This window comes from Burkholderia sp. JPY481, from assembly GCF_038900515.1.
GTDB lineage: Bacteria > Pseudomonadota > Gammaproteobacteria > Burkholderiales > Burkholderiaceae > Paraburkholderia > Paraburkholderia youngii.
Genome location: NZ_JAYMRT010000007.1, coordinates 183,387 through 208,705, shown reverse-complemented (window position 1 = coordinate 208,705; position 25,319 = coordinate 183,387). Strand labels below are relative to the sequence as shown.

Genomic DNA, 25,319 nt, shown 5'->3' with positions numbered 1-25,319 from the left:
CGGATGCCGCAATGCATCCGGCGCGGCGTAGAATAAAAATCATCCTTTCCTTTCCACTCTTCCCATCAAGAGACGAGGTCGCCATGAAGCGCATCACCGCAGTCATCAAACCGTTCAAACTCGACGAAGTGCGCGAGGCGCTCGCGGAAGTCGGCCTCACCGGCCTGACCGTTACCGAGGTCAAGGGATTCGGTCGCCAGAAAGGGCATACCGAGCTGTATCGTGGTGCGGAGTACGTGGTCGACTTTCTGCCGAAAGTGAAGATCGAAGTCGTGGTCGCGGACAACCAGTGCGATCAGGTCATCGACGCGATCATCGGCGCGGCGCGCACCGGCAAGATCGGCGACGGCAAGATCTTCGTCGCGGACGTCGAGCGCGTCATCCGCATCCGTACCGGCGAAGAGAACGAAGCGGCCGTCTGAAGCCGCGCAAGCACGCACCGGCCCGGTGCGCGCAAGAACTCAAATTCGGCCGCCGAAGAAAAAACGGTGCAATACCCTTGCGGATATTGCACCGATACGCGCCTCTCGCAGCAGCGTGAAAAAGATTCTCTCGAAGAAACCTGTGTTACTCCCCGAGGTGTGACCCTCGGGGCGCACCGTTCGATTAGAACGAGTGCTGGATGCCTGCGTACACGCCGCTTTGCTGGCGGCCTTGCAGCGGGTTGTCCGTTGCAGCGGCGAAGCCCGCATTGTTCGCGTTCAGACCGAAGTTAGCATTGCGGCTGTTGCGTACCGTTGCTGCCTGCAGGTCGAGCAGCGTGCGCTTCGACAGGTTGTACGAACCGCCGATCGTGTAGATCGTCGCATTGCCCGCGCCGTTGTTGCCGTTCACGTGGTAGACCGCCGCGATCAGCGCTGCAGCCGGCGTTGCCTGCCACGTCACACCGCCCCATTCGTGATCCAGGGTAGTCGGCTGACCAGGTGCAACGCCCGTCGCACCTGCCGAACGGATTGCCTGGTAAGCGGCCTGAATCTTGAACTGGCCGAGGAACACGTTCACGAGAGCCGAGTACTCGCGCGATGCTGCGAAGACGCCGTTGGCCGTGTTATCCGTATTGATGCCGTTGTTGGCGACCGGGCCACCCCACAGCTGGCCGTTATTCTTGTTGCGGATTTCGTCGTACAGACCGCGGATCTGGAACAGCGAGGTCGTGTAGGTGATCTGCGCGCCAGCTTCGCGACCTTGCGCCGTCGTGCCGTTACCGTTCCAGCTCGTCGCATTCGACAGCGCGTATTGACCGTAGAAGTCAAAGCCCGCGATCTTCGGCGACTGGTACGCGAAGTTGTTGCTCGACTGCGGCCAGTTGCGGCCACGCACCAGCGATGCCGACGACCAGGACGACTGACCGAACGGGTCGAAGTCCCACACGCCGTTCGAGATGAAGAGCATGCGGCCCATCGTGAACGTACCGTACTGGTCGTTCGAGATGCCGACCGTTGCCCAGCGATTGAAGAGACCGCCACCGCTAGGACCTGCGCCCGTCATCGTGTTGAACGAGCCTTCCAACTGGAACAGAATCTTGTTGCCGGCGCCGATGTCTTCGACACCCTTCATGCCCCACAGGCTGGTGCCCCAGTCGCCGCTTTCCGCCTTGAAGCGGTTCGAGCTGGTGTTGGCCGCGCCGTTGGCGTTAGCGCCGGTCGGGACGCCCGACATGTACTCGAGACCTGCATCCAAACGACCATACAGCGTAACGCTGCTCTGAGCGTGTGCAACAACGCCGGCCGACATCAGCGCAGCGACGAGCAAAGCTTTCTTCATCTTCTCCTCCATACCCTGTCAAAAAAAGAAACCCAGTACTGCGAGTGGTGTTCGGACGCGATCAGCACCGAACAGGAAGCGGTACCAGGGGAGAGTGGCGGGTGGATAGGGGTGCTCCTGTCATGACATGTAGCGTCGAGCTATCTTTGCGTCATGCCGATCCCACGCCGACCGGTTCTCCTCTGTGTTTGAAGTGAAACTACTTTTAATCAACTTTGTTTTGCTACTTTGGTTACCAATTTATCAAAAATAACTTTAACTGGGAGAAGAAATTAGTACCGCCCACAGGCGGTGTCGCCAAATTGCAATACGAATGTGCGCCCGGACCCGGAGGAACCCCTCGGAAAATGGCGCAGCGCCTTGTCCGGCAAGGGAAGCGCGGCTCGGAAAGGGTCGCATTAAGGATTGTCACTATTGACGAGCCAAAAGTGGCAGGTTAGGGCGAAAACCAGGCCTGTACAGCCCGTTCTGTGGGATTTTCGGCGCTTTTCCGTCGTTCGGATGGCCAGGGGAAAGGACGCGGCAAAAACGAAAAAGGCGCTCGTAAGCGCCTTGTAAAACTACATTGACTACATTTTCGATGTTTATTCGCATCGTAAGTCGCGGGTAATTTTTATTACTTGAGACTGCCCGACAGGAATTGCTTCAGACGCTCGCTTTTCGTGTTTTTGAACACTTCGTCCGGATGGCCTTCTTCCTCGACGCGGCCCTGATGCAGGAACATCACGTGATTCGACACGTTGCGCGCGAAGCCCATTTCGTGTGTGACGACGATCATCGTGCGGCCTTCCTCGGCGAGCTTCTGCATCACCTTCAGCACTTCGCCGACGAGCTCCGGGTCGAGCGCCGAGGTGGGTTCGTCGAACAGCATCACGTCCGGGTGCATCGCCAGCGCCCGCGCAATCGCCACGCGCTGCTGCTGGCCGCCCGACAGATGCGACGGATATTGCTTCTCGAGACGCGGCGCGAGACCGACCTTCTCCAGATATTCGCGCGCGCGGTCCTCGGCTTCTTTGCGCTTCAGACCGAGTACATGCACCGGCGCCTCGATGATGTTCTCGAGCACGTTCATGTGCGACCACAGGTTGAAGTGCTGGAACACCATCGAAAGCTTGGTGCGCACGCGCTGCAACTGCTTCGGGTCCGACACGCGCAACGCGCCGTCCTTGGCGGTCTGCGTGCGCACTTCCTCGCCGTCGACGAAAATGCGCCCCGCGTTCGGCTGTTCCAGAAAGTTGATGCAGCGGAGCATCGTGCTCTTGCCCGAACCGGACGAACCGATCACGCTGATCACGTCGCCGGCATTGGCTTTCAGCGACACGCCCTTGAGGACTTCGTTGTCGCCATACTTTTTGTGAAGCTCGTCGACGAAGAGCTTCTGCTTCTTGGAGTTCATCAGGATCCTTAACGCTTCTTGCTTGTCCAGGGACGCGCAGTTACTTGCCTTGCGGCCGCAGGTAAGCGAGCCAGCGACGCTCGGCGCGGCGGAACAGCCACACGAGCGCGAAAGAAATACACAGATACAGCAGCGCGGCGATGCCGAACGCGTTGAACGACTGATACGTCGCGGAGTTCACGTCGCGCGCGATCTTCAGGATGTCCGGCACCGTGGCCGTGAACGCGACCGTGGTCGCGTGCAGCATCAGGATCACTTCGTTGCTGTAGTAGGGCAGTGCGCGGCGCAGCGCCGACGGCAGAATCACGCGCCGGTACAGCGTGAACGACGACATGCCGTACGCGCGCGCCGCTTCGATTTCGCCATAGGGCGTTGCCTTGATCGCGCCCGCGAAGATTTCGGTGGTGTACGCGCAGGTGTTCAGCGTGAACGCGAGCAGCGTGCAGTGCATGCCGTCACGGAAAAACGCGTTGGTCAGCTCGTTGTTGCGGATGATCTCGAGGCTGTAGAGGCCCGTGTAGCACAGCAGCAGCTGCACATAGAGCGGCGTGCCGCGGAAGATATAGGTATAGAGCCACACGAGGCCCGCGAGCCATTTCTTCTTCGACACGCGCGCGACCGCGAGCGGCACCGACAGACAGAAGCCCAGGCCGATCGACACGACCAGCAGCCACAACGTGATGGCGACACCGGTAAAGCGATAGCCGTCGGTGAACAGATAGTTGCGCCAGTATTGCTGAATGATCTCGATCATAGATCCGCCTTTCGCACGCCGGTCGAGTAACGCTTTTCGAGGTACATCAGCACGAAGTTCGACACTGTGGTGATGACGAGATAGATCGCCCCCGCGAGCAGGGTGAAGAAGAAGAACCGCAGGGTGCCCTTGCCGGCGTCCTGCGAGGCCTTGACGACGTCGGCGAGACCGATGATCGACACGAGCGCGGTCGCCTTGACCATCACCTGCCAGTTGTTGCCGATGCCGGGCAGCGCGAAGCGCATCATCTGCGGGAACATCACGCGCGAGAACACCTGCCAGCTCGTCATGCCATACGCCGCACCCGCTTCGAGCTGGCCGCGCGGCACCGCGAGAAACGCGCCGCGGAACGTCTCGGTGAAGTACGCGCCGTAGATGAAGCCAAGTACCGCGACGCCGGCCACGAACGGGTCGATGTCGATCTGGTCCCAGCCCATCGCGTCGGTCAGGTTGTTCAGCCAGATCTGGATGCTATAGAACAGCAGCAGCATCAGCACGAGATCGGGCACGCCGCGCACGAGCGTCGTGTAGACGGTGCCGACGCCGTTCGACAGGCGATTCTTCGACAGTTTCGCCGCTGCGCCGAGCAGGCCGAGCACGAACGCGAGCGCGAGCGAGAACACCGCCAGCTTGACGGTTTGCCAGGTGCCGCTGAGGAGTAGCGGGCCGTAGCCTTGAAGGAACATAGGAAGTCCTCGACGATGCGTTTCTCGCGCACCGCGAAAGACGCGGCCCGCGCTGCGCCGCGTCGGGGACGAGCGCCTGGCTCGCCGTGATCCGCGGCGCACAGCGTGCCGCTGTGCAAATCATGCCGCAGAAACGTTGGTGGCTCCTGCAGCGCGCTTTTGGGACTTTCGTCTCGGATTGTTTTGAATCTACTGCCTTGTGTTGCTACCTGCGATTGCCGCCTTCGGTGCCACTTGCACTGCCATCGCCACCGGCCCGAGCTGGCCTACCACTCAGTATCCTGCCTGTTTTGCTCAACGGCCAGGATAAATGTCGAAGTCGAAGTACTGCTTCTCGAGCTTTTTGAACGTGCCGTCCCGATGAACCTCGGCGAGCGTCTGATTGAACTTCGCCTTCAGTTCGGCATCGCTCTTGCGCAGACCGATCGCGGTGCCTTCGCCGATCGTCTTCGGGTCCTTCACTTCCGGACCGGCCCAGCCGAAGCCCTTGCCGCGCGGTGTCTTCAGAAAGCCGGCGTCGGCCTGCACTTCGTCCTGCAGCGCGGCGTCGAGACGGCCTGATGCGAGATCCGCGTACACCTGGTCCTGATTCTGGTACGGCACGACGACCACACCCTTCGGTTCCCACCAGACCTTCGCGTACTGTTCCTGCGTCGAGCCCTGCTCGACGCCGACGCGCTTGCCTTTCAGCGATTCAGGGGTGGGCAGAAGCGGAGAACCGGTCTTCGCGATCATGCGGGCGGGCGCGTCGAACATCTTGTCGGAGAAGTCGATCTGCTCGCGGCGCTTGTCGGTGACGCTGAGCGAGGAGATGATCGCGTCGAACTTGCGAGCTTTCAGCGCCGGAATGAGGCCGTCCAGATCCTGCGCGACCCACACGCACTTCACGTTCATCTTCGCGCACAGCGCGCGGGCCAGGTCGGCATCGAAACCGAGGATGTCGCCATTAGGCGCCTTCGATTCGAATGGCGGATAACTGGCGTCGACCCCGATGCGCACCGTCTTCCATTCTTTCGCCATCGCGCTGGTGGCCATGACTGCCAGAGCCACGCACAGTGCGAACTTCTTCATGTTTCTCCTGAACCAAACTGATCGTCGTGATGACTCGACCCGACGAGCGCCGGCCGAGGGCCGACGGTCGCTATTCTAGGCGGTCAAAATTGCCGTGCCGCAGGGATTGTCGCCGCGCGCTCGTCTTCCTTGCGCGGGCGGTTCGTGCGACGCGGCGCGCTGCTCCGGCGCGTTCCGTGTTTGCCGGACATGCCTCGCGCGGGCGTGGCGCCGGGTCGGAGCCCGTCGCGCGCCGGTTGCGGCCGGCCCGGAGAGGCTTGCCGGCGCGGCCTGCACGCCCCGCTGGACGTCCACGCGGCTTGAAAAGCGCGGTATTTTACCCGAAGAGCGGCAAGCTGCCAGCGCGGGGCGGCAGCGAGCGGCAAGACGCCGCGCAGCGCGTTGTGCGTGCGCGACGCCGGCGCGGTTTTGGGGGCGCCGGGCTGGTGCCGGGCTGCCGGGCGCCGGGCATCCGTGCCGTCCGCGCGATTGCATGCAGCGGTGGAACGCTGCAGTGCGGTCGCGCACGATTGTTTAGTGGCCACGCAGCCCCTACATTCCACGCATCGCTCTGATTGAGTACTTACCGGGAGACTTTCCATGATCGAGATTCGCCGCTCCGCCGAACGCGGTCACGCCAACCACGGCTGGCTCGACTCGTATCACAGCTTCTCGTTTGCCGATTACCGCGACCCCGAGCATGTGCACTTCGGGCCGCTGCGCGTGATCAACGAAGACCGCATCGCCGGCGGCCAGGGTTTCGGCGCGCATGGGCATCGGGACATGGAGATCGTCACGTATGTGCTCGAGGGCGCGCTCGCGCATCGCGACAGCATGGGCAACGGCTCGACGATCCGTCCCGGCGACGTGCAGCGCATGAGCGCGGGCACCGGGGTGCAGCATAGCGAGTTCAACGCGTCGCGCGACGAACCCGCGCATCTGCTGCAGATCTGGATCATTCCGCGCCGCGCGGGCGATCAGCCCGGCTACGAGGAAAAGCGCTTCGACGCCGACAGCAAGCGCGGCCGTCTGCGCGTGATCGCGTCGCCCGACGGCCGCGACGGCTCGGTGACGATCCATGCGGACGCGTCGATCTACGCGGGACTGTTCGACGGCGCCGAACACGCGACGTTCGCCATACCGGCGGGGCGCCTCGCCTATCTGCACGTCGCGCGCGGCACGCTGAGCGTGAACGGCACGGTGCTCGAAGCGGGCGATGCCGCGAAGCTCAGCGACGTCGACACGGTCACGCTCGAAAAGGGCGACGGCGCGGAAGTGCTGCTGTTCGATCTCGGTCAGTTGAACGGCTGATCCGAGCGGTTGATTCGCGCGGCCCGCGGCCCGCGGATCGAGCCGCGAGCAGCACCAAAACGACGACGCCACGGAAAACCTCTTCCGTGGCGTTTTTTCTATTAGCGAGGCGCCCTCCCTGGCACGCCTCGCGGATGCAACGAGCCGCTTACTGATTAGCGGCCGGCGCCGACGCCGCGCCCTTGTGATGCTCCCAACCCTCGCGCATCTTCTCGTGACGCTGTTCCATCCGCGCGAAGCGCTGCTTGATCGCCGTGCTGACAGTGGTCTTCTGCTGGTCGTTCAGGCCGTTATAGAACTTGAGCCATGCGTCGGTGGTTTGCTGATGCAGTTGCGCGTCCTTCTGCTCGATCTGCTGATGCGTCGCGGCCATCGCGTTCAGATCGAGGATCGGCTGTTGCTGCGCGGCCTTGAACTGGTCGTGAGCCTGCTTGTGATTCGCGCGCATCGCTTCGTGATTCTGCTTCATCGTATCGAGCGCGCTTTGCCACAGCTTTTCCTGATCCGCGTTCAGCTTCAGCTGATCGTGGAGTTGGGTCAGTTCCTTCATGAAGTGGCCGTGCCAGCCGCCGGGGCCGCCGTGCGCCTGCTCGGCGGGTTGAGCGGCGTAAGCGGCGCCCGCGCCGATGGCGAGAGCGGTGGCGGCAACGGCGAGAACGCGCGACATCTTTTTGGTGGACATATGAGGCTCCTTGTAATGGAATAGCCGACGATGCAACCGGTCTTTGGACTGCCTGCACTCGGTAAGGCACAGCGTAGAGAACCGCGTGCGCCGCTGTGTTACGCGCCAGGACGCCGCCATTACCAGCAATTACGCGCGGCTTTCACCGTAACACCCGGTAACCCTTCAGACCGTTTGGAAAACGAAATCCCTTTCTGCCGCGCGTTAAACTTCATTTCATGGCTACTCAAATCCTGGTCGTCGACGACGACGTCGAACTGCGCGATCTGCTGCGCGACTATCTGGCCCGTCAGGGCATCGAAGTTTCGGTGCTGCACGACGCGGGCTCACTCGAACGGCGCCTCGAGCGCGAGCGCCCCGACCTCATCGTGCTGGACCTGATGATGCCCGGCGTGGACGGCCTCACCGCGCTGCGCAAGCTGCGCGCATCGGGCGACGATATTCCCGTCATCATGCTGACCGCGCGCGCCGACGACGTCGACCGTATCGTCGGACTCGAACTCGGCGCGGACGACTACCTCGGCAAGCCGTTCAATCCGCGCGAACTGCTCGCGCGCGTGCAGGCGGTGCTGCGCCGCCGCCGCACGCTGCCGTCGGCCGCTGCGCCCGAGCAGCGCGAGCCGTTCAGCTTCGGCCGCTTCACGCTCGATTTCCAATCGCGCACGCTGCATCTCGAAGACAAGCCGCTCACGCTGTCGGGCAGCGAGTTCGCGCTGCTGAAGATCTTCGTCAATCACCCCATGCGCACGCTCACGCGCGAGCGCCTGCTGGAACTGCTGCACGGTCCCGAGTACGACGGCACCGACCGCGGCATCGACGTGCAGGTGTGGCGCCTGCGTCGCATTCTCGAAACCGATCCATCCACACCGCGCTTCATCCAGACCGTGCGCGGCCGCGGTTACGTGTTCGTGCCGGACGGCGAGCAGCATGCGTCGGCCCATTGATTCGCTGTTCGGGCGGCTCGCACTGCTCGTCGTCGCGGTGCTGATGCTGTCTCATTTCGCGTGGTACGCGCTGATGCGGCTAGAACGTTCGCAACTGCAAACGCGCTACGCGGTCGAGGAAGCGACCTTCCTCGTCGACGCGGTGCGTCAGCACGTCGCCCGCACACCGGATCAACCGCTGCCATCGCGAGTGAAGCTGGTCGACCCGGCCAGCCCGGACGTGCCGGCAGCCCGCGCGAGCATGCCGCCGCCGCTCGAGCGTTTCGTCGAGGACGTGCGCGACCGCATGCCGGCCGACACCCAGGTGCGCGTCGGTCCGCCCGGCGGACCGCCCACGCTATGGGTGCGCGCCGCGACTGATCGGAACTGGATCGTCGTGCCGGTTCAGCCGCTGCGCATGCCGCGCTCGCTCGACCGCACGGTGTTGTGGCTCGTCATTATTTTCTCGTTCGCGGTGATGGCGGCGCTGTTCGCCGCCTGGGCGCTGCAGCGGCCACTGCGCTTGCTCGCGCAGGCGGTCGCGCGCTTCGGCCGCGGGCTGCCGGTGCCGCCGGTGCCGGAGCGCGGGCCGCGCGAATTGCGGCAACTCACGCACGGCTTCAATCAGATGGTGCAGGAAGTCGCGCGCACCGAGAACGATCGCGCGGTGATGCTGGCCGGTGTCGCGCATGACCTGAAGACGCCGCTCGCGCGTCTGCGGCTGCGCGCCGAAATGATGGACGACGCGAAGACGCGCGACGGCGTCGTGCGCGACGTCGATTCGATGACGCATATCGTCGAGCAGTTCCTGCTGTTCGCGCACGACGGCGCGGACCGCAGCGAACCCGTGGAAGTCGATGCGCAGTGCGAGCGTGTCGTGCGCAGCTATCGGGCGGTGTCCAGCGATGCTCCGACCGTTCACACGGAGCTGAACGCCGGGCCGTCGTTTCTGTTGCCGGCCGCCACGCTCGACCGGATCCTGTCGAATCTGATCGACAACGCGCATGCATATGGGGCGCCGCCGGTGGTCGTGGCGACTGCGCGCACACCGCAGGGCTTTACGCTATCCGTTAGCGACAACGGCAAGGGCATCGCCGCCCAGGATCTGATCAGCGCGAGCCGGCCGTTCGTGCGGCTCGATCCGGCGCGCGGCGGCAACGGCCACAGCGGGCTGGGTCTTGCGATCGTCGAGCGGCTGGTGCGGCGCGCGGGCGGTGAGTGGGAAATCGGCAATCACGACGGCCGCGGTTTGCGGGTGTTGATGAGCTTTCCGTTCGAAGTGCTGCCGCGGGTTGCGACGGCCTCGGAAAACGCGTGGTAGGAGCAGGGTGTTGCAGTCGCGATGCGCGCGCGGGGGCGTCGGCATCGCGCGCGGCGAGCGGTCAGTCCGAAAACAGCGTATTCAACGCATTCGCCGTTTCGCTATCGACGGTATTCCACGTCACCGATTCCGCCTCGAAAATATAGTGCGTCGTATATTTGCCGAGACGCGCGAGTATTTCCTCCTGAATCAGTTCCGGCGCGACCTCCAGTTTCAGATACCACGCGGTCGACGACAGACGCGTCTGGAACGCGCCGTATTCGGCGAGCAGATGGTCGAATGCCTCAGCGTCCTGATCGCGACAGACGATCACCAGATTTCCCTTCATGCGAATCTCCCGTTAGAGCGGTAGTGACACTCCGATATCAGGATTGATGATACCTGCTTCGTTGCGGGAAGCTCGGCGTCGTTTTCGCGCGGGCAGGGCTTGGCGTGGGTTGGCTATGCGGAGAGGGCGATACCGTCGCGCTGAGTATTTCGGCGAGCGTCAGGCATTCACCATGCATTCACCGCCGTGCGCGCAGGCGGCGCGGTATCGTCGGGCGGCAGCGCTTCGGTGCGGTCGCGCCCGCCGGTCTTCGCCGCGTACAGCGCGGTATCGGCACGGCTCATCAGGCGCTCGGGCAGATCGTCGGGCGACAGCTCGGTGATGCCGATGCTCACACTCAGCCCCGCCGCGGCCGGCAGCTTCGGCGAGGGTATCGCTTTCAGCCGCAGCCGCAGCCGCTCGACGACTTCGCGCCCGCCTGCCAGATCGGTGGCCGGCAGCAGCAGGCCGAACTCTTCGCCGCCGAGCCGGCCGATCGCGTCGGAGCTGCGCAGCTCGGCGCGACACGTATCGACGAAATGTTCGAGCGCGCGGTCGCCGGCGGCGTGCCCGAAGCGGTCGTTGATCTGCTTGAAGTGGTCGAGATCGGCGATCGCCATGCACAGCGGCTCGCGGCCCGCGTGCGCGCGATCGATCTCGTGGCGCAGCAGGTCGAGGAAATAGCGCCGCGACAGCGCGCCGGTCAACGCATCGTGCCGCGCCTCCGCGGAGAGCAGCGTATTGGCCGACTGCAACTGCTCGGCGAGATCGCGGGTCGCGCGGTGGTGGCGCCGCTCGCGCACGTAGGACACGGTGATCACCCACGCGAGCGCGACGGTGCCGGACAGTGTCAGGAACACCAGCAGATGGTCGCGTTTGTGGTTGCGCAGCAGCTCCGGCCACGCGGCGAGCGGATCGACCAGATGCGCGGAAAGTCCGGAGTTCAGGCCGCCGCGGTTCTGATAGAGCGCCGGGGCCGGCTGCTCGATCATGCCGAATAGCTGCGCGGCGACCGAGGCCGGTACCCACGGCGCCTGCTCACGCACTTGCGTGTCTTCGCGGATCAGCATATCGGGGAATGTCTCACGGCGGTAGATGATGCGCCGCTCGGCGGGGCTCATCTGCGTGACGCGGGAGTTCGGCAATGCGTGGCCTTCGAGCGCGCTGTTGTGCGCCATGATGATGACGCCGTTGTCGTCGGAGACGAAGGTGCCCGCGTGCGCGACCCAGTGGCGCAACCGCGCGATGCCGACCTTCGCGACCACCGCGCCGACCAGCAGCCCGTCCGAGTACACCGGCGCGGCGATGAAGATGCCCGGCTCGCCGCTCGCGCGACCGACGCCGTAGGCTTCGGCGAACGCGCCGAGCAGTGCGCTCGTCAGATAGCCGCGCGCGCGCATATCCACGCCGACGAACGATTGCTGCGCGCCCTCGGGGTTCGACATCGTATTGCTGGAGGCGACGCAAATGCCGTTCGCGTTGACGATCCAGACCTGATCGAGCCCGGAGAAGCCTTGCGCTTCATGCAGGAATCGGCTGACCGCGGCCATCTGCGGATCCTTCAGCAATGCGGCGCGCACGGCGGGTTCCGCCGCCTCGCCGTTCACGGCATAATTCTGCGATTGCACGAGGGCACGCTGGACCACGTCCATTTCGGCCATGGTTGCGGGGATGGCGCGGGACATCGCGAGGTCGCTGGCAATCACTTCAGCCATGTTGTCGACGATCGACGTGGACATTTGCCGCTGCGTGTGCAACGCCGCGTCCAGCTCTTGCTGTACCATCCGGTCCGCGACCATGCCAGCCACGAACCAGCAGACGAGGACGATCAGCACGAAACTGACCGGCCCGGCTACCTGGCGCAAGGTTGTCCTGTTCATCGACCCTCTGATCCGTCTGGCTGTGACATGCAACTTGCTTGTTGGTGGGCAGCGCGCTCTCAACGCTGTGTCGTTATCTGCGTCAGCTGCGGTTTCGTTCCGTCACGAGCGACGTGCGTTGCGCCGCCGCCATGCCCGGATTGAACCGCTGATAAACAGGTACGTCGTTTCCCGATTTTAACCGTCGCGAAGCACGTTGCCACCGTTATTGCTGGGATGCTGTCTGCATATGCCGCGCCGATCAGATTCTTAACGGCATCCGCGCGGCATTCTTGATAGGTGTGTGGACGGATGGAGCGAATGAGCGGCGACGGCCGCGGTGTCGCGCCGATGTAGCTTGCGCACCACGCGACGAGACAGTCCCGCGACCTGTCACGCTGACGTACGCGCGAGCAGGGTACAGTGCGGCGCGGCGGCGCGTGCCGGGGCTTGCTGAAGCCTTACGCCACGGCCTTGCGACGTCGTCTCGCGATTTGCGGCGAAAGGTTGTGCCTGAAACATAGGATGGTGTAGTGTCGTGCCGTCCAAAACGAGGAAAGCCCGCCAGCCCTCGGGCGGCGCACGCGGCGACAGGAGTTCGGCGTGATGGTTGTGGTCGTGGGCGACGCGTCCACGTAGCTGTCCATTGCCGGCCCATGTGCCTCCAACGCTAACGATTTACCACGCACGCGCGTTTTGCCATGCCTGATTTCCGCTTTCCGGACCGACCCATAGACCGCCGCGGAGCAGCCGCGGCCTCCTTCGAGCGTTCGAATGCCTGTTTCAAGAGGGAGGGCATCTGATGGATTTCAGCTTCAACCTGAAGCGCACCGCCAATGCGTCGGCATGGCGGGTGTTGCCCAACCGCTGGGACTTCGTCGCATTCCCGCTGATCATCTGCCTGATCGCGATGGCGTCGATCGGCTTTCACGAGACGCTCGCGCCGATGTCGACGCTAAAGACCCAGGCGATCTCGCTCGATCCGGCCAACCTGCCCGAGTACGCGATGCGCACCACGCTGCGCATGCTCGCGGCGATGGTCGCCTCGCTGATCTTCACGCTGGTCTACGGCACGCTGGCCGCCAAGAGCCGCCGCGCCGGCCTCGTGCTGGTGCCGATTCTCGACATCCTGCAGTCGGTGCCGGTGCTCGGCTACATCTCGTTTACGGTCACCTTCTTCCTCGCGATGTTCCCGGGCCGCGTGCTCGGCGCCGAGCTCGCCGCGATCTTCGCGATCTTCACGAGCCAGGCGTGGAACATGACGTTCAGCTTCTACCAGTCGCTGCGCACGGTGCCGCGCGACCTCGATGAAGTGTCGCGCGGCTTTCACCTGACCTCGTGGCAGCGCTTCTGGAAGCTCGAAGTGCCGTTCTCGATGCCGGGCCTGATCTGGAACATGATGATGTCGATGTCGGGCGGCTGGTTCTTCGTGGTCGCTTCCGAAGCGATCACGGTCGGCAACAACACGATTACGCTGCCGGGCATCGGCGCCTACCTGGCGCAGGCGATCGGCGACAAGAACCTGCACGCGATCGGCTGGGTCATCCTCGCGATGACGGTCGTGATCCTCGCGTATGACCAGCTGCTGTTCCGTCCGCTCGTCGCGTGGGCCGACAAGTTCCGCATGGAGTTCACGAGTTCGGGCGATGCGCCGGAATCGTGGCTGCTCGATCTGATCCGCCGCACGCGGCTGATTCACCGCCTGCTGGTGCCGCTCGGCTGGATGTTCGCGCGCGCGGCTCGCGTGCGCTTCCAGTTGCCCGCGTTCAGCGCGCCGCGCTTTCACATGCCGCAGCGGGAGAAGAACTCGAAGCTCGGTGACATCATCTGGGCGACGATCGTGCTGCTCGCCACGGTGTACGTGGTGTACCGCGTGTTCCTGTATGTGCGTACCGGCGTGACGCTCGACGAAATCGGCCACGTGCTCGTGCTGGGCCTGATCACGCTTCTGCGCGTGGTCGTGCTGATCGCGATCGCGTCCGTGATCTGGGTGCCGGTCGGCGTGCTGATCGGCCTGCGCCCGGCGCTCGCGGAGAAGGTGCAGCCGCTCGCGCAGTTCCTCGCGGCGTTCCCGGCGAACCTGCTGTTCCCGGTGTTCGTGATCGTCATCGTGCGCTTTCACCTGAATCCGGACATCTGGCTGTCACCGCTGATCGTGCTCGGCACGCAGTGGTATATCCTGTTCAACGTGATTGCCGGTGCAAGCTCGTATCCGAACGACTACCGCGAGGCGGCCAAGAATTTTCACATCCGCGGCTGGCAGTGGTGGCGTCAGGCGATGCTGCCGGGCATTTTTCCGTACTACGTGACGGGCGCGATCACCGCGTCGGGAGGCGCTTGGAACGCGAGCATCGTCGCGGAGTTCGTGCAATGGGGCGATACCAGGGTTGCCGCGCATGGCCTCGGCGCCTATATCGCGCAGACCACCGCGGCCGGCGACTATCCGAAGATCATCGTGGGCATCGCCGTGATGTCCCTGTTCGTGACCCTGTTCAACCGTCTGCTGTGGCGCCCGATGTACGCCTACGCCGAAGGCAAGCTCCGTCTAGATTGAGAAATGAAGGCTTAACGCGATGCAAAATCCTAAAGCTGCTATGACCGCCGCGCCGATCCAGACGCCGCCGAAGCCCCCGCGCCTCGGCGAGGAAATCCTGCGCGTCAAGGACGTGTGCCGCGGCTTCAACAAGACTCAGGGTGAACTGCTCGTCCTCGACGACGCGAATCTGTCGCTGCGCGAAGGCGAGATCGTCGGTTTGCTCGGCCGTTCGGGCTCGGGCAAGTCGACGCTGTTGCGTATCATCGCCGGCCTGATCGAGCCGACCGACGGCGAAGTCACGTACATGGGCAAGCCGCTCGAAGGCCCGGCGAAGGGTGTCGCGATGGTGTTCCAGACCTTCGCGCTGTTTCCGTGGCTGACCGTGCTGCAGAACGTGGAAGCGGGTCTCGAGGCGCAAGGTGTCGGCGCGTCGGAGCGGCGCACGCGCGCGCTCGCGGCGATCGACCTGATCGGTCTCGACGGCTTCGAAAACGCGTATCCGCGCGAGCTGTCGGGCGGCATGCGCCAGCGCGTCGGCTTCGCGCGGGCGCTCGTCGTCGATCCGACGCTGTTGCTGATGGACGAGCCGTTCTCCGCACTCGACGTGTTGACCGCGGAAACGCTGCGTACCGACCTGCTCGATCTGTGGACGCAAGGGCGCATGCCGATCAAGGCGGTGCTGATCGTCACGCACAACATCGAGGAAGCGGTGTTCATGTGCGACCGCATTCTGGTGCTGTCGTCGAACCCGGGCCGCGTGATCGCCGAGATCAAGGTGCCGTTCAAGCATCCGCGCAATCGTCTCGACCCGGCGTTCCGCCGCCTCGTCGACGAGATCTACGCGAAGATGACCGCGCGCCAGACCGACGAAAAGACCAAGAAGGGGCTCGAGCTCGGCAGCTGGCTGCCGCACGTGTCGACCAACCTGATGGCCGGTCTGATCGAGACGCTCGCCGCCGCGCCGTATCACGGCCGCGCGGACATGCCGGAAATCGCGCGGTCTCTGCATCTCGAGGTCGACGATCTGTTCCCGATCGCCGAAGTGCTGCAGCACCTCGGTTTCGCCGACGTGCGCGAGGGCGACATTTTCCTGACGCCGCCGGCGCGCGTGTTCTCCGAGTTCGGTACGCAGGAACGGAAGATGATGTTCGCCGAGCATCTGCTGCGGCACGTGCCGCTCGCGGCGCGGATCAAGAAGGTGTTGAACGAGCGGCCGGGGCATCGTGCGCCGCGCGTGCGCTTCGAGCAGGAGCTGGAAGACTTCCTGTCGGACAGCGCGGCGGAAGAGACGCTCGACGCGGTGATCAACTGGGGCCGTTACGGCGAGATCTTTTCGTATAACGACCAGACGGAAATCTTCAGTCTGGAAGACGTGGAATCTTGAGTCTGGGTTGCCGCGGAAACGATCGCGGTTCAGACAAAAAAGCGGCGAGGAAAACCTCGCCGCTTTTTTATTGCAGGTTGCCCCAGCGTGGGACCGCCGGCTCGGCCGTCGCCCACTTCCAGCCCTTGTCCTGCTGGCACGCGCTGGCCGTGAACCACCTCTCGGGCGCGTTCGGGCCGTCGCCGTCCTGCACCGAGAACACGAAGTCTTTGCACAGCGCGAGCGCCGAGTTAACCGCGCGCGTCACGCGCACCTGGCCGTGACCGTTCTCGATCGGCAACGTGTGCTTGACCGACCATGGTTTCGTTTCGCCGACCGGCATCGTGCCGACCAGCGCCGCCATCAGATCCTGCTGGTCTTTGTGCATGCTGCGCATGTAGCGCGCGACCGCTTCGTCGGTGGCGGCCTGCACCGCCACGCCGACGCCGAGCGCGACGGCCGGATTGCTGGTCACGATGCCCGAAGCGACACCCGCCGCCGCGCCGCTCGCGGCGCCGATCGACGCGCAGCCGCTCGCCAGCAGGCTCGCGCCGACGCATAGCGCGCCGGCCGCGACGAGCCGAAGCCGATCACCCCACGGAACGCCAGGCGAACGCAATTTCATTGCAGCGCACCCCAGCGCTCGGTGGCGGGTTCGGCCGATGCCCAACGCCAGTCCTTACCGTCACGGCAAACCGATGCGATGTAAAACGCGCTGCTCGCGGGCTTGTCGCGCGTTGCGGTCTGATCGACGGAAAAAACGATTTCCTTGCAGTCGAGCGCGCCGGTGCTGATCAGGCGGCTGACGGTCACGCGGCCGTGCTCGTCGTCTTCGATCGGGAAAGAGTGGGTGATGCTCCAGGGAGCGACCGCCCCGATCTCGAGCGGACCGGCCGCCTGCGCGATGCTGTTCTGCGTATTCGTGTGGACCACGCGCTCCGAATACTGCACGCCGGCGCGCGCGGCGGCGACCGCGCCGAGACCGATACCGGTCGCGACCGCCGCATTGCTGGTGACCTTGCCCGCGACCGCGGCACCCGCGATACCGGCGCCCGCGACCGCGCCTTCCGAGTACAACGAGCTGCAGCCGCTCAATGCCGACGATATTGCCAGCGCCAGCGCGATCAGCGCTGCTACGTGGGGGCGTTTGCCTGCGACAACGGAGTTCGCGTTGTCGGCCCACACCATGTTCTTTTGCATTTCTCCTGTCCCTGCCCGTACAGGTGCCTGCGTTCACGCGTCGCGCGTGTAAACGAAGGACACGTCGTTTATTACGCTGCCGCATTGTGCAGGATGCGTTTTGTAATTGGCAGCGAAAAAATGCAAGAAATTGCAAAACATCGTGCGCCGCGATGTTTTCTGCTGCATGGGCGGGAAGGCTTGCCTGGCTCTGCCAGGTATTTGGGAACGGCCGCCGCCATGGGCGAACGGCCTACGTTGCAGCGCGCCTATGAGTCGGCTTCGTCTTCGCCGCTTTCGTCGCCGTATGCGCTCAGCCGGTTGTACAGCGTTTTGAGGCTCACGCCGAGCGCCTTGGCCGCGCGCCGCTTGTCGCCGCCGCAGTACTTGAGGGTGCCGAGAATGATCTGCTTCTGCGCGTCGGCGAGCGGCGTGCCGATCCACACGCTCATCGCGTCGCCTTGCGTGACCGCTTTCTTGACTCGCGACGCAAGATGCGGATGCGGCAATTCGACGGTCTTCTCCGCGAGAATGAACGCGCGATACACGGCGTTCTTCAACTCTCGCACGTTGCCCGGCCACGACCATGAACGCAGCGTTTCGATCGAGCGTTTGCTGAAGCTCTTGTTGGTGGTTTCCTGCTGATTCAATTGCGCGAGGAAGTATTGCGCAAGCAACTCGCGATCGTTTTCGCGCTCGCGCAGCGGCGGCGCGCGCAGCGGAAACACCGCGAGCCGGTACATCAGATCCTCGCGCAAGCCGTTTTCCTTGACCGCCACCGCCGGGTCGCGATTGGTCGCGGCGATCACGCGCACGTTGCCGCTGATCAGCTCGTTGCCGCCGACCCGATAGAACGTGCCGGTTTCGAGCGCGCGCAGCAGCTTGACCTGGCGCACCGGCGCCATTTCGGTGATTTCGTCGAGAAACAGCGTGCCGCCGTTCGCATGTTCGAAGTAGCCGATGCGGCCTTGGACCGCGCCGGTGAAGCTGCCTTTTTCGTGGCCGAACAGCTCGGCTTCGATCAGCTCATCGGGAATCGCGCCGCAGTTCACGGCGACGAACGCGCCGTCCTTGCGGCCGCTGCGCTCGTGGATGGTGCGGGCGATCAGCTCCTTGCCGGTGCCGGATTCGCCGATGATCAGCGCGGTCGCGTCGGTATCGGCGACGCGTTCGATCTGCTCGTACAGATCGAGCATCACCGGCGACGAGCCGTACAGCAGCCCGTACGATTTCAGTCCCGCGACGGCATCCCCGACGCGCTGCTTCGCTTGTGGCGAAGCATTGCCGCCGGCGGACACGGTGGGCGAGTCCAGATCGATTGACGCCATAAAAAGGGGAGTCCTGTGCAAATGAAGTTCGTGATGCGGCGCGCAGGCCTTGAATGCGATAGACCGTACAGCCACTATCTCATAAAAGACGATTTAACCACTTCGACACGGCTTCCCGCAATCGAACTGGCAGCCGCGGCGGCAGCGGTGCGCGCAATCGGTCGAAAGTGCTCGAAATTGGCCTTTTTCAGCGCGCTGAAGCGGTAAATATACCGGGCACATGCATTGCATCATTGACCGTTTGACCGAGTCGTGCGAGCTTTTGACGGCTACGTCGCAGCGCTGCCGACCAGCGCAAAGCGGCAACCCGTCAACCCGCATCGCGCGGCTAAGCCCAAACGATCGCACCGCTTGAAGCGGCAATTCCGCGGCAACGCCACGAACGCCGAAGCAGACGAGGAGTAAACGATGACTGACACCACGCAACAACTTGCCCTCGGCGGACAGAAGATCGTCGAGGATCTTCGGGTGCTGCTGAGGGACTCGGAGGAAATGCTGCGGCTCGCCGCCAACGTGCCGGGCGAAGGCGTCAATGCGTTGCGCGACCGGCTCGGCACGCATGTGGAAACGCTGCAATCGACGCTCGGCGACGCGCAACGCAACGTGCATCGACGCTATCGCGAGGCGGCGGTCAGCACCGAGCACTATGTGCGCCACAACCCGTGGCGTTCGCTCGCGCTCGCGGCGGGCACCGGATTTCTGCTCGGCGTGCTGGTTGCTCGTTAGAGGCGGCGCGGCGAGCGACGCTCGCATCGGCTCGCTGGATGGCGGGGGACGTCTGGCACGAGCCGCACTCATTCGCATCACGATCCAAGGAGTTCATGATGACACGACCCACGATTGGTTTTTTTGGCGCATTGATGGCACTCGGCGGCTTTCTGGCGGTTCGCTACGTGCAGCACAAACGCACGGGCCAGATTTCCCCGGCCCGAGAGCTCAGCCGCTGGGAAAACGAGGGCGGTGCGGTAGCGGCGCCGGCAACCTTGTCGACGGAGCTCGCGCCCGCCTCCCAGAGTACGAACGGTTCAGGGCAGGCTGACGGCGAACACCGCGCATGGCCGTTTCCGCGTGGCTAACGCGCTGCGCTCGAATCCCAGGGTGGGCGGCGGTGCAGCCAGATCGGCGGTCGGCGCCTGGAAGGATTGTTAAATGAAGTTCGATAAACCCGTATAATAGGCAAATAGACAACAATCACGCAGCAATCGGCCGGAATTTGGCCTTTATTGTTGCGCTTTTTCATCAAATGGTCGGCGGGGCGGGACGCACGTCGAATCCGCGTCATTCAGCCGACCCGATCCAGCGGCATGCCCATGGGGATGTTCCGCATATTTTCTGACCCACGCTTGCAGGCTTTCGAAACGCGATGCCACATGTACTGATTGTCGATGACGACGCAAGTACCCGCGAGGCGCTTTCCGCCATCATTGGGGAAGACGGGCTGACCACCGCCACCGCGGGCGATCTGCGCGAAGCGCGTATTCAACTGATCCGGCAGATGCCGGACGTCGTATTTACCGACCTGAAGCTGCCCGACGGCAGCGGGGTCGATCTGTTCGAAGATCTCGATCCGCGCTCCGGCGTCGAAGTGATCGTGATCACCGGTCACGCAACGGTCGAGTCGGCGGTCAGCGCGCTGAAAATGGGCGCGGCCGACTACCTCGTGAAACCGATCAACATGCAGCGGGTGAAGGCGATCCTGTCGCGTCTGCCGCGCGCCGGCGACCTGAAGGCCGAGATCGGCACGCTGCGCGGCGAGTTGCGCCGCATGGGCCGCTTTGGTCTGATGCTCGGCAATTCGCCGGCGATGCAGGAGGTCTACGACCAGATCAGCCGCGTCGCGCCGACGGCGGCCTCGGTGATGCTGGTCGGCGAATCGGGCACCGGCAAGGAAGTCGCCGCGCAGACCCTGCACGAGCTGAGCCTGCGCCGCAAGCACGCGTTCCTCGCGGTCAACTGCGGCGCGATTTCCCCGAACTTGATCGAGTCGGAAATGTTCGGCCACGAGCGCGGTTCGTTCACCGGCGCTGACCGGCAGCACAAGGGCTATTTCGAGCGCGCGAACGGCGGCACGCTGTTCCTCGACGAAATCACCGAGATGCCGATCGAGTTGCAGGTGAAGCTGCTGCGCGTGCTCGAGACCGGCATGTTCATGCGTGTCGGCACGACCAAGGAAATCGAAACCGATGTGCGCCTGATTGCGGCCACCAATCGCGATCCGGAGCAGGCGGTGCTCGAAGGCAAGCTGCGGCTGGACCTTTACCACCGGCTGAACGTGTTTCCGATCAGCCTGCCGCCGCTGCGCGATCGCGGCAAGGACGTCGAACTGCTCGCGCAATCGTTCCTCGATGAGCTCAACGAGCGTCACGGCACGAAGAAGCATTTCCCGGTCGCGGTGAAGGAGATGCTGCTGTCGTATCCGTGGCCGGGCAATGTGCGCGAGCTGAAAAACTACGTGCAGCGTGCGCACATCATGTCGAGCGCGGATTCGGATACCACGGCGACCGTGCCGTTGCAGATCACGCTATCGAAGCCCGCGACCGGCACCGCGATCACGATCCCGTTCGGCACCTCGCTCGCGGAGGCCGACCGTCAGCTGATCCTGGCGACGCTCGAGCAATGCGGCGGCGTGAAGACGCGCGCCGCGGAAATTCTCGGCATCAGCCTGAAGACGCTGTACAACCGGCTCGTCGAGTACGGCAACGATGCGCGCGACGACGGCGATCCCACCGACGAATCACGCGCGCTCGGCGACGCGGACGCCTGATTCGCGCTCGTTCGCGCGTCATCTGCATCATCAGCGATCGCCCGCCCGGGCTTCTGGGCGGGCATTCGAACGGCACAGGCCTTGCTGCGCTCCAGTGGAACGCAAAACGAGGTCACCGACATGCCGCACCTGCCGCATTCCGCTGCCGTTTCCCCGCCGTCCGGGCCGTTGCGCGCTCACCGGCCCGAACCGGTCGAGCCTCCCGCCACGCCGCCGAACCCGGCCGAACCCGACACGATTCCCGGCCCGACACCCGAGCCGATCGAGCCCGTGGAACCGGTCACGCCGCCGATCGGCGATCCGCCGCCGCAGCCGACACAAACGCCTCAGGCCGCCGTCCAATGGTCGCGACCACCGGAACGCTGATACGGCCCTCGATGACGTACTATCGCGCGCTCGATCCAACCGCCCCCGCACTGCAGCGGACCTTGGTCCGCTGCAGTGCATTGCTGTACTTGTTACAAAGCCGGCGCATGTTTTACCGGCAATTTACGGTTTCGCCCCCTAGACTGTAGGGATGCCGCAACAAGCGGCAGGCTTCCCCCGGAGGCACGATCATGAGACACCCCGCATTGCGACGTTCCGCCCGGCACTCCAAGCGCGGACCACGGCCGGCCGATGTCAAGACTGAACCGGCGGAGTCGCCGGACCCGGCCGCGCAGAACCGGATCGCCCCGCATACGCCGCCGGACGGCGAGCACAACCAGGGCGGGGTGCGTCAGGAAGGCCTCGAATACCAGCGCGATCTCGGCTCGGAACAGGACGCCTGACGCAGCGCAGTACCCGGGCGGAGTGTTCCGGCGACTATGACGCCGGTAAGAAGACCTCCGCTTTGGTCAGATTTAACAGAAAAATTTTCTTCGCAATAAGTGATGATTGCGGGGATTAGCTCGTTTGTCACATTTCCATACAACTTTATTTCCGATATCTCAAATATCGGCACGTTGCTTGCATGCACCGTTTTGGCGCAATTCCGCATACAACGAAACAATGGAGCACTAATGAGCAGATTGATCGTGGTATCGAATCGTGTCGCACCGATTCAGGAAGCGCGTCCGGCAGCGGGCGGGCTCGCGATCGGCGTGCTGGACGCACTGAAGGAAACCGGCGGCGTCTGGTTCGGCTGGAGCGGCGAAACGGTCAGCGAGCCATCCGCGCCCGTGATCGAGAAGCAGGGCAACGTCACCTACGCGACGGTGGGCCTCACCAAGCGCGATTACGACGAGTACTACCGCGGTTTTTCGAACACCACGTTGTGGCCGACCTTCCACTATCGCAACGACCTGTCCCGCTACAACCGCGAGGACTACGCGGGCTACCAGCGCGTCAACGCGACGCTCGCGAAGCAGTTGAAGGAACTGCTCAAGCCCAGCGACATCATCTGGGTGCACGACTACCATCTGCTGCCGTTCGCGCGTTGCCTGCGCGATCTCGGCGTGAAGAACCCGATCGGCTTCTTCCTGCACATTCCGTTTCCGGTGCCCGAGGTACTGCGCACGATTCCGCCGCACGAAGAGCTCGTCAAGGCGATGTGCAGCTACGACGTGATCGGTTTTCAAACCGAGGCGGATCGCCAGTCGTTCGTCGACTATATCGAGCGCGGTCACCACGGCACGTCGAGCGAAGACGGCATGGTGCACGCGTACAACCGCTTCCTGAAGGTCGGCGCGTACCCGATCGGCATCTATCCGGATGCGATCGCGAAGGCCGCCGAGCAGTTCACCGACCGCAAGGCGGTGCGCAGCCTGCGTGACGGCATGCGCGGGCGCAAGCTGATCATGAGCGTCGACCGGCTCGATTATTCGAAGGGGCTGGTCGAGCGCTTCCAGGCATTCGAGCGGCTGTTGCAGAACGCGCCGGGCTGGCACGGCCGCGTGTCGCTCGTGCAGATTGCGCCGCCGACCCGCGCGGACGTGCAGACTTATCAGCGCATCCGGCAGACGCTCGAAGGCGAAGCGGGCCGCATCAACGGCCGGTTCGCGCAACTCGACTGGACGCCGATCCAGTACCTGAACCGCAAGTACGAGCGCAATCTGCTGATGGCGCTATTCCGCCAGTCGCAGGTCGGCTATGTAACGCCGCTGCGCGACGGCATGAACCTGGTGGCCAAGGAGTACGTCGCGTCGCAGGACCCGGCCGATCCGGGCGTGCTCGTGCTATCGCAATTCGCGGGCGCGGCCGAGCAGCTGCCGGGCGCGCTCGTCGTGAATCCGTTCGATCTGTCGCAGATGGCCGAAGCGCTCGAACGCGCGCTGTCGATGCCGCTCGCCGAGCGTCAGGCGCGTCATGCGGACATGATGGAGCCGATGCGCGAGAACAATCTGTCGGTTTGGCGCGATACCTTCCTGGACGATCTGCGCCACGTCGCGACCGCTTCTTCGGTGACGGCCAAAGCGGTAAAGCTCGCTGACGTGACGGCATCCTCCTGAGCGGACAGTCGCGGCCCGCGCGTGGGCGGGCGACGCGGGGGCCGGTCACGTCGTGAATGAAGTGACAACGAAGATCGAAGCAAAAAGGGCGTGCATCGCGTCGTGCGATGCGCGCCCTTTTTCGTGGGTGCGTTGCGCGTCGAGCGGCCACAAACCCAGCCGCAACGCGGCCACAACCCTCAAGCCGGCTGCGTCGCCTTCTGCATGACCCGCATCGTGCTGACGACCGCCGCGACCGCCGAGAACCCCGCGGCCACATACAGCGCGATGACCGTCCCGCTTTGCGGCGCGACGCCGAAGATCAGCGCGACCAGCGCCGCGCCGAGCGTTTGCCCGGTCAGGCGCGCGGTGCCGAGCATGCCGCTCGCGCCGCCGCTGCGTTCGCGCGGCGCGGACGACAGCATCGTCCGATTGTTCGGCGACTGGAAGATGCCGAAGCCCGCGCCGCACAGCGCCATGCGCCACGAAATCTGCAGTGCGTCGGGATGAGGGCCGAGCGTCGCGAGCAGCAGCAGGCCGACCGTCATCGCGGCGAGCCCGACGCCGCCGAGCCAGCCGGACGATATCCTGTCCGACAGGACCCCTGCAATCGGCGCCGCGATGATGATGATCGCGGGCCACGGCGTCATCAAAAGACCGGTTTCGACCTGCGACATACCGAGCGTTTCCTGCAGCAGGAACGGTAGCGACACGAACGCGAGCATCTGCGCGCAGAACGAGCAGACCGACGTCCCGATCGACAGCGCGAACACCGGAATACGCAGCAGGTCGATCGGCAGCAGCGGCGCGGGCCGCGTCAGTTGCCGGCGCACGAAGAAGTAGCCGACCACCAGAGCACCGAGTGCTTCGAGCGTCACGTAGCCGAAGCGCTGGCCGTGGCCGAGGCCATCGACCGCGAAAATCAGCAGGCCGAACACGATCGCGTTCATCACCGCGCTCAGATAGTCATACGGTGATTCGTGGCCGGGGTTCATCGGCAGCGCCTTGAAGCCGCCGACGATCGCCGCGATCCCGATCGGCACGTTGATCGCAAACAGCCACGGCCACGTCGCGATCGCGAGCACGCCAGATGCGACCGTCGGTCCGACCGCCGACGACACCGCCACCACGATCGCATTGATGGAGACGCCGCGCCCGAGCTGCGCCGGCGGATAGATCATGCGGACGATCGCGGTGTTCACGCTCATGATGCCGGCCGCGCCGAAGCCTTGGACCACGCGCGCGAGCGCGAGCGTCGCGAGCGAGTTCGACAGCGAGCAGCCGAGCGACGCGACCGTGAACAGGATCAGACCGGATAGATAAATGCGCCGATAGCCGATGCGGTCGCCGAGCGACGCCATTGGCAGCAGCGAGATCGTGATCGCGAGCTGATACGCGTTGACGACCCAGATCGACGCAGCGGCGCTCGCGTTGAGATTGCGCGCGATCGTCGGCAGCGCGACGTTGGCGATTGCGCTATCGAGCACCGCGAGCGTCAGCGACAGCGCGATGACGAGCATCGCCCAGTAGCGTTGTGGAACCGGCAGGCCCAGTTCCTTGCCTTCGAAGCGGGGAGTGGAGGACGTCGGGCCATCCGTGCGCGGGGAGGGTGCGTGCATCGATTGTTCGATTTGTCGGAGATGTTGCCGCGCCTGTGCGCGGCTCACGCGCTGGCCGCTCTGGGCATA

The 25,319-nt window shown here is 64.1% G+C and carries 24 protein-coding genes; 12 read left to right on the top strand and 12 right to left on the bottom strand.

Translation table 11 applies throughout. The annotated features are described in order from the left end of the window. The first annotated feature begins 83 nt into the window (after positions 1–83). Positions 84–422, top strand: a complete 339-nt coding sequence (gene glnK / locus VSR82_RS19150; protein ID WP_006048444.1) for a P-II family nitrogen regulator — start codon at positions 84–86, stop codon at positions 420–422. Between the two features lie 184 nt (positions 423–606). Here the strand turns inward: glnK and VSR82_RS19145 are convergent, their stop codons facing one another. From VSR82_RS19145 to VSR82_RS19125, 5 genes are all read right to left on the bottom strand, one after another. Next, a complete protein-coding gene (locus VSR82_RS19145) occupies positions 607–1,764 on the bottom strand; it encodes a porin (protein ID WP_368584570.1) in 1,158 nt (385 codons plus the stop codon). 616 nt (positions 1,765–2,380) lie between these two features. Further along, positions 2,381–3,160 carry an ABC transporter ATP-binding protein gene (locus VSR82_RS19140; protein ID WP_008918159.1) on the bottom strand — a complete coding sequence of 260 codons (780 nt, stop codon included), beginning with the start codon at positions 3,158–3,160 and terminating at the stop codon, positions 2,381–2,383. A 40-nt stretch (positions 3,161–3,200) separates the two neighbouring features. Further along, a complete protein-coding gene (locus tag VSR82_RS19135; protein WP_018419774.1) occupies positions 3,201–3,914 on the bottom strand; it encodes an ABC transporter permease in 714 nt (237 codons plus the stop codon). After that, on the bottom strand, positions 3,911–4,600 hold the full coding sequence (locus tag VSR82_RS19130; protein ID WP_013088786.1) for an ABC transporter permease: 690 nt from the start codon (positions 4,598–4,600) through the stop codon (positions 3,911–3,913). Before VSR82_RS19130 ends, VSR82_RS19135 begins: the two co-directional genes overlap by 4 nt. Before the next feature lie 294 nt (positions 4,601–4,894). Next, positions 4,895–5,671, bottom strand: a complete 777-nt coding sequence (locus VSR82_RS19125) for an ABC transporter substrate-binding protein (RefSeq protein WP_429460542.1) — start codon at positions 5,669–5,671, stop codon at positions 4,895–4,897. Positions 5,672–6,250: 579 nt separating this feature from the next. Between VSR82_RS19125 and VSR82_RS19120 the strand changes: the two genes are divergently transcribed. After that, positions 6,251–6,961, top strand: a complete 711-nt coding sequence (locus tag VSR82_RS19120; protein WP_429460540.1) for a pirin family protein — start codon at positions 6,251–6,253, stop codon at positions 6,959–6,961. A gap of 148 nt (positions 6,962–7,109) precedes the next feature. Here the strand turns inward: VSR82_RS19120 and VSR82_RS19115 are convergent, their stop codons facing one another. Further along, complete coding sequence (locus tag VSR82_RS19115; protein ID WP_429460538.1) at positions 7,110–7,643, bottom strand: Spy/CpxP family protein refolding chaperone; 534 nt, start codon at positions 7,641–7,643, stop codon at positions 7,110–7,112. Between the two features lie 218 nt (positions 7,644–7,861). On the opposite strand from VSR82_RS19115, the gene VSR82_RS19110 reads away from it, so the two are divergent. Together VSR82_RS19110 and VSR82_RS19105 are read left to right on the top strand one after the other, a co-directional pair. Further along, positions 7,862–8,587 carry a response regulator gene (locus VSR82_RS19110; RefSeq protein WP_018419780.1) on the top strand — a complete coding sequence of 242 codons (726 nt, stop codon included), beginning with the start codon at positions 7,862–7,864 and terminating at the stop codon, positions 8,585–8,587. Further along, on the top strand, positions 8,571–9,887 hold the full coding sequence (locus VSR82_RS19105) for an ATP-binding protein (protein ID WP_498857993.1): 1,317 nt from the start codon (positions 8,571–8,573) through the stop codon (positions 9,885–9,887). The genes VSR82_RS19110 and VSR82_RS19105 overlap by 17 nt, the downstream gene beginning before the upstream one ends. Positions 9,888–9,948: 61 nt before the next feature. Here VSR82_RS19105 and VSR82_RS19100 read toward each other — a convergent pair whose 3' ends face one another. Together VSR82_RS19100 and VSR82_RS19095 are read right to left on the bottom strand one after the other, a co-directional pair. Beyond that, positions 9,949–10,215, bottom strand: coding sequence for a hypothetical protein (locus VSR82_RS19100; protein ID WP_013088792.1), 267 nt, complete (start codon positions 10,213–10,215; stop codon positions 9,949–9,951). Between the two features lie 167 nt (positions 10,216–10,382). Further along, complete coding sequence (locus VSR82_RS19095) at positions 10,383–12,074, bottom strand: sensor domain-containing diguanylate cyclase (RefSeq protein WP_429460534.1); 1,692 nt, start codon at positions 12,072–12,074, stop codon at positions 10,383–10,385. A gap of 781 nt (positions 12,075–12,855) precedes the next feature. On the opposite strand from VSR82_RS19095, the gene VSR82_RS19090 reads away from it, so the two are divergent. Together VSR82_RS19090 and VSR82_RS19085 are read left to right on the top strand one after the other, a co-directional pair. Continuing rightward, positions 12,856–14,607 carry an ABC transporter permease gene (locus VSR82_RS19090; protein WP_410849725.1) on the top strand — a complete coding sequence of 584 codons (1,752 nt, stop codon included), beginning with the start codon at positions 12,856–12,858 and terminating at the stop codon, positions 14,605–14,607. A 19-nt stretch (positions 14,608–14,626) separates the two neighbouring features. Further along, on the top strand, positions 14,627–15,973 hold the full coding sequence (locus tag VSR82_RS19085; protein ID WP_176109243.1) for an ABC transporter ATP-binding protein: 1,347 nt from the start codon (positions 14,627–14,629) through the stop codon (positions 15,971–15,973). Positions 15,974–16,040: 67 nt separating this feature from the next. On the opposite strand, the gene VSR82_RS19080 is transcribed toward VSR82_RS19085, so the two are convergent. The 3 genes from VSR82_RS19080 to VSR82_RS19070 form a co-directional block, all read right to left on the bottom strand. Continuing rightward, positions 16,041–16,577 carry a hypothetical protein gene (locus VSR82_RS19080; RefSeq protein ID WP_368584579.1) on the bottom strand — a complete coding sequence of 179 codons (537 nt, stop codon included), beginning with the start codon at positions 16,575–16,577 and terminating at the stop codon, positions 16,041–16,043. Continuing rightward, positions 16,574–17,152: a hypothetical protein gene (locus tag VSR82_RS19075; protein ID WP_429460531.1), complete on the bottom strand. Its 579-nt coding sequence runs from the start codon at positions 17,150–17,152 to the stop codon at positions 16,574–16,576. The genes VSR82_RS19080 and VSR82_RS19075 overlap by 4 nt, the downstream gene beginning before the upstream one ends. A gap of 248 nt (positions 17,153–17,400) precedes the next feature. Then, positions 17,401–18,459 (bottom strand): sigma-54 interaction domain-containing protein, encoded by a 1,059-nt coding sequence (locus tag VSR82_RS19070; RefSeq protein ID WP_368584581.1) that lies wholly within the window; start codon positions 18,457–18,459, stop codon positions 17,401–17,403. 408 nt (positions 18,460–18,867) lie between these two features. Here VSR82_RS19070 and VSR82_RS19065 point away from each other — a divergent pair, with 408 nt between their 5' ends. The 6 genes from VSR82_RS19065 (at position 18,868) to otsA (ending at position 23,652) form a co-directional block, all read left to right on the top strand. Then, positions 18,868–19,185, top strand: a complete 318-nt coding sequence (locus VSR82_RS19065; RefSeq protein WP_368584582.1) for an ElaB/YgaM/YqjD family protein — start codon at positions 18,868–18,870, stop codon at positions 19,183–19,185. A 98-nt stretch (positions 19,186–19,283) separates the two neighbouring features. Then, positions 19,284–19,535 (top strand): hypothetical protein, encoded by a 252-nt coding sequence (locus VSR82_RS19060; protein ID WP_368584606.1) that lies wholly within the window; start codon positions 19,284–19,286, stop codon positions 19,533–19,535. A gap of 287 nt (positions 19,536–19,822) precedes the next feature. After that, a complete protein-coding gene (locus VSR82_RS19055; RefSeq protein ID WP_368584583.1) occupies positions 19,823–21,223 on the top strand; it encodes a sigma-54-dependent transcriptional regulator in 1,401 nt (466 codons plus the stop codon). A gap of 129 nt (positions 21,224–21,352) precedes the next feature. Beyond that, entirely contained in the window at positions 21,353–21,589 is a 237-nt protein-coding gene (locus VSR82_RS19050) for a hypothetical protein (RefSeq protein ID WP_429461926.1), read from the top strand. A 191-nt stretch (positions 21,590–21,780) separates the two neighbouring features. Next, positions 21,781–21,993: a hypothetical protein gene (locus VSR82_RS19045; protein WP_013088803.1), complete on the top strand. Its 213-nt coding sequence runs from the start codon at positions 21,781–21,783 to the stop codon at positions 21,991–21,993. A gap of 231 nt (positions 21,994–22,224) precedes the next feature. Then, positions 22,225–23,652 (top strand): alpha,alpha-trehalose-phosphate synthase (UDP-forming), encoded by a 1,428-nt coding sequence (gene otsA / locus VSR82_RS19040; RefSeq protein ID WP_368584584.1) that lies wholly within the window; start codon positions 22,225–22,227, stop codon positions 23,650–23,652. Between the two features lie 179 nt (positions 23,653–23,831). Here otsA and VSR82_RS19035 read toward each other — a convergent pair whose 3' ends face one another. Continuing rightward, complete coding sequence (locus tag VSR82_RS19035; protein ID WP_429460527.1) at positions 23,832–25,250, bottom strand: MFS transporter; 1,419 nt, start codon at positions 25,248–25,250, stop codon at positions 23,832–23,834. Between the last annotated feature and the right edge of the window lie 69 nt (positions 25,251–25,319).

What these genes read in the sequence shown, in the direction of transcription:
- glnK (WP_006048444.1), top strand. Translation starts at nt 84, where the DNA reads ATGAAGCGCATCACCGCAGTCATCAAACCGTTCAAACTCGACGAAGTG.
- VSR82_RS19145 (WP_368584570.1), bottom strand. Translation starts at nt 1,764, where the DNA reads ATGAAGAAAGCTTTGCTCGTCGCTGCGCTGATGTCGGCCGGCGTTGTT.
- VSR82_RS19140 (WP_008918159.1), bottom strand. Translation starts at nt 3,160, where the DNA reads ATGAACTCCAAGAAGCAGAAGCTCTTCGTCGACGAGCTTCACAAAAAG.
- VSR82_RS19135 (WP_018419774.1), bottom strand. Translation starts at nt 3,914, where the DNA reads ATGATCGAGATCATTCAGCAATACTGGCGCAACTATCTGTTCACCGAC.
- VSR82_RS19130 (WP_013088786.1), bottom strand. Translation starts at nt 4,600, where the DNA reads ATGTTCCTTCAAGGCTACGGCCCGCTACTCCTCAGCGGCACCTGGCAA.
- VSR82_RS19125 (WP_429460542.1), bottom strand. Translation starts at nt 5,671, where the DNA reads ATGAAGAAGTTCGCACTGTGCGTGGCTCTGGCAGTCATGGCCACCAGC.
- VSR82_RS19120 (WP_429460540.1), top strand. Translation starts at nt 6,251, where the DNA reads ATGATCGAGATTCGCCGCTCCGCCGAACGCGGTCACGCCAACCACGGC.
- VSR82_RS19115 (WP_429460538.1), bottom strand. Translation starts at nt 7,643, where the DNA reads ATGTCCACCAAAAAGATGTCGCGCGTTCTCGCCGTTGCCGCCACCGCT.
- VSR82_RS19110 (WP_018419780.1), top strand. Translation starts at nt 7,862, where the DNA reads ATGGCTACTCAAATCCTGGTCGTCGACGACGACGTCGAACTGCGCGAT.
- VSR82_RS19105 (WP_498857993.1), top strand. Translation starts at nt 8,571, where the DNA reads ATGCGTCGGCCCATTGATTCGCTGTTCGGGCGGCTCGCACTGCTCGTC.
- VSR82_RS19100 (WP_013088792.1), bottom strand. Translation starts at nt 10,215, where the DNA reads ATGAAGGGAAATCTGGTGATCGTCTGTCGCGATCAGGACGCTGAGGCA.
- VSR82_RS19095 (WP_429460534.1), bottom strand. Translation starts at nt 12,074, where the DNA reads ATGAACAGGACAACCTTGCGCCAGGTAGCCGGGCCGGTCAGTTTCGTG.
- VSR82_RS19090 (WP_410849725.1), top strand. Translation starts at nt 12,856, where the DNA reads ATGGATTTCAGCTTCAACCTGAAGCGCACCGCCAATGCGTCGGCATGG.
- VSR82_RS19085 (WP_176109243.1), top strand. Translation starts at nt 14,627, where the DNA reads ATGCAAAATCCTAAAGCTGCTATGACCGCCGCGCCGATCCAGACGCCG.
- VSR82_RS19080 (WP_368584579.1), bottom strand. Translation starts at nt 16,577, where the DNA reads ATGAAATTGCGTTCGCCTGGCGTTCCGTGGGGTGATCGGCTTCGGCTC.
- VSR82_RS19075 (WP_429460531.1), bottom strand. Translation starts at nt 17,152, where the DNA reads ATGCAAAAGAACATGGTGTGGGCCGACAACGCGAACTCCGTTGTCGCA.
- VSR82_RS19070 (WP_368584581.1), bottom strand. Translation starts at nt 18,459, where the DNA reads ATGGCGTCAATCGATCTGGACTCGCCCACCGTGTCCGCCGGCGGCAAT.
- VSR82_RS19065 (WP_368584582.1), top strand. Translation starts at nt 18,868, where the DNA reads ATGACTGACACCACGCAACAACTTGCCCTCGGCGGACAGAAGATCGTC.
- VSR82_RS19060 (WP_368584606.1), top strand. Translation starts at nt 19,284, where the DNA reads ATGACACGACCCACGATTGGTTTTTTTGGCGCATTGATGGCACTCGGC.
- VSR82_RS19055 (WP_368584583.1), top strand. Translation starts at nt 19,823, where the DNA reads ATGCCACATGTACTGATTGTCGATGACGACGCAAGTACCCGCGAGGCG.
- VSR82_RS19045 (WP_013088803.1), top strand. Translation starts at nt 21,781, where the DNA reads ATGAGACACCCCGCATTGCGACGTTCCGCCCGGCACTCCAAGCGCGGA.
- otsA (WP_368584584.1), top strand. Translation starts at nt 22,225, where the DNA reads ATGAGCAGATTGATCGTGGTATCGAATCGTGTCGCACCGATTCAGGAA.
- VSR82_RS19035 (WP_429460527.1), bottom strand. Translation starts at nt 25,250, where the DNA reads ATGCACGCACCCTCCCCGCGCACGGATGGCCCGACGTCCTCCACTCCC.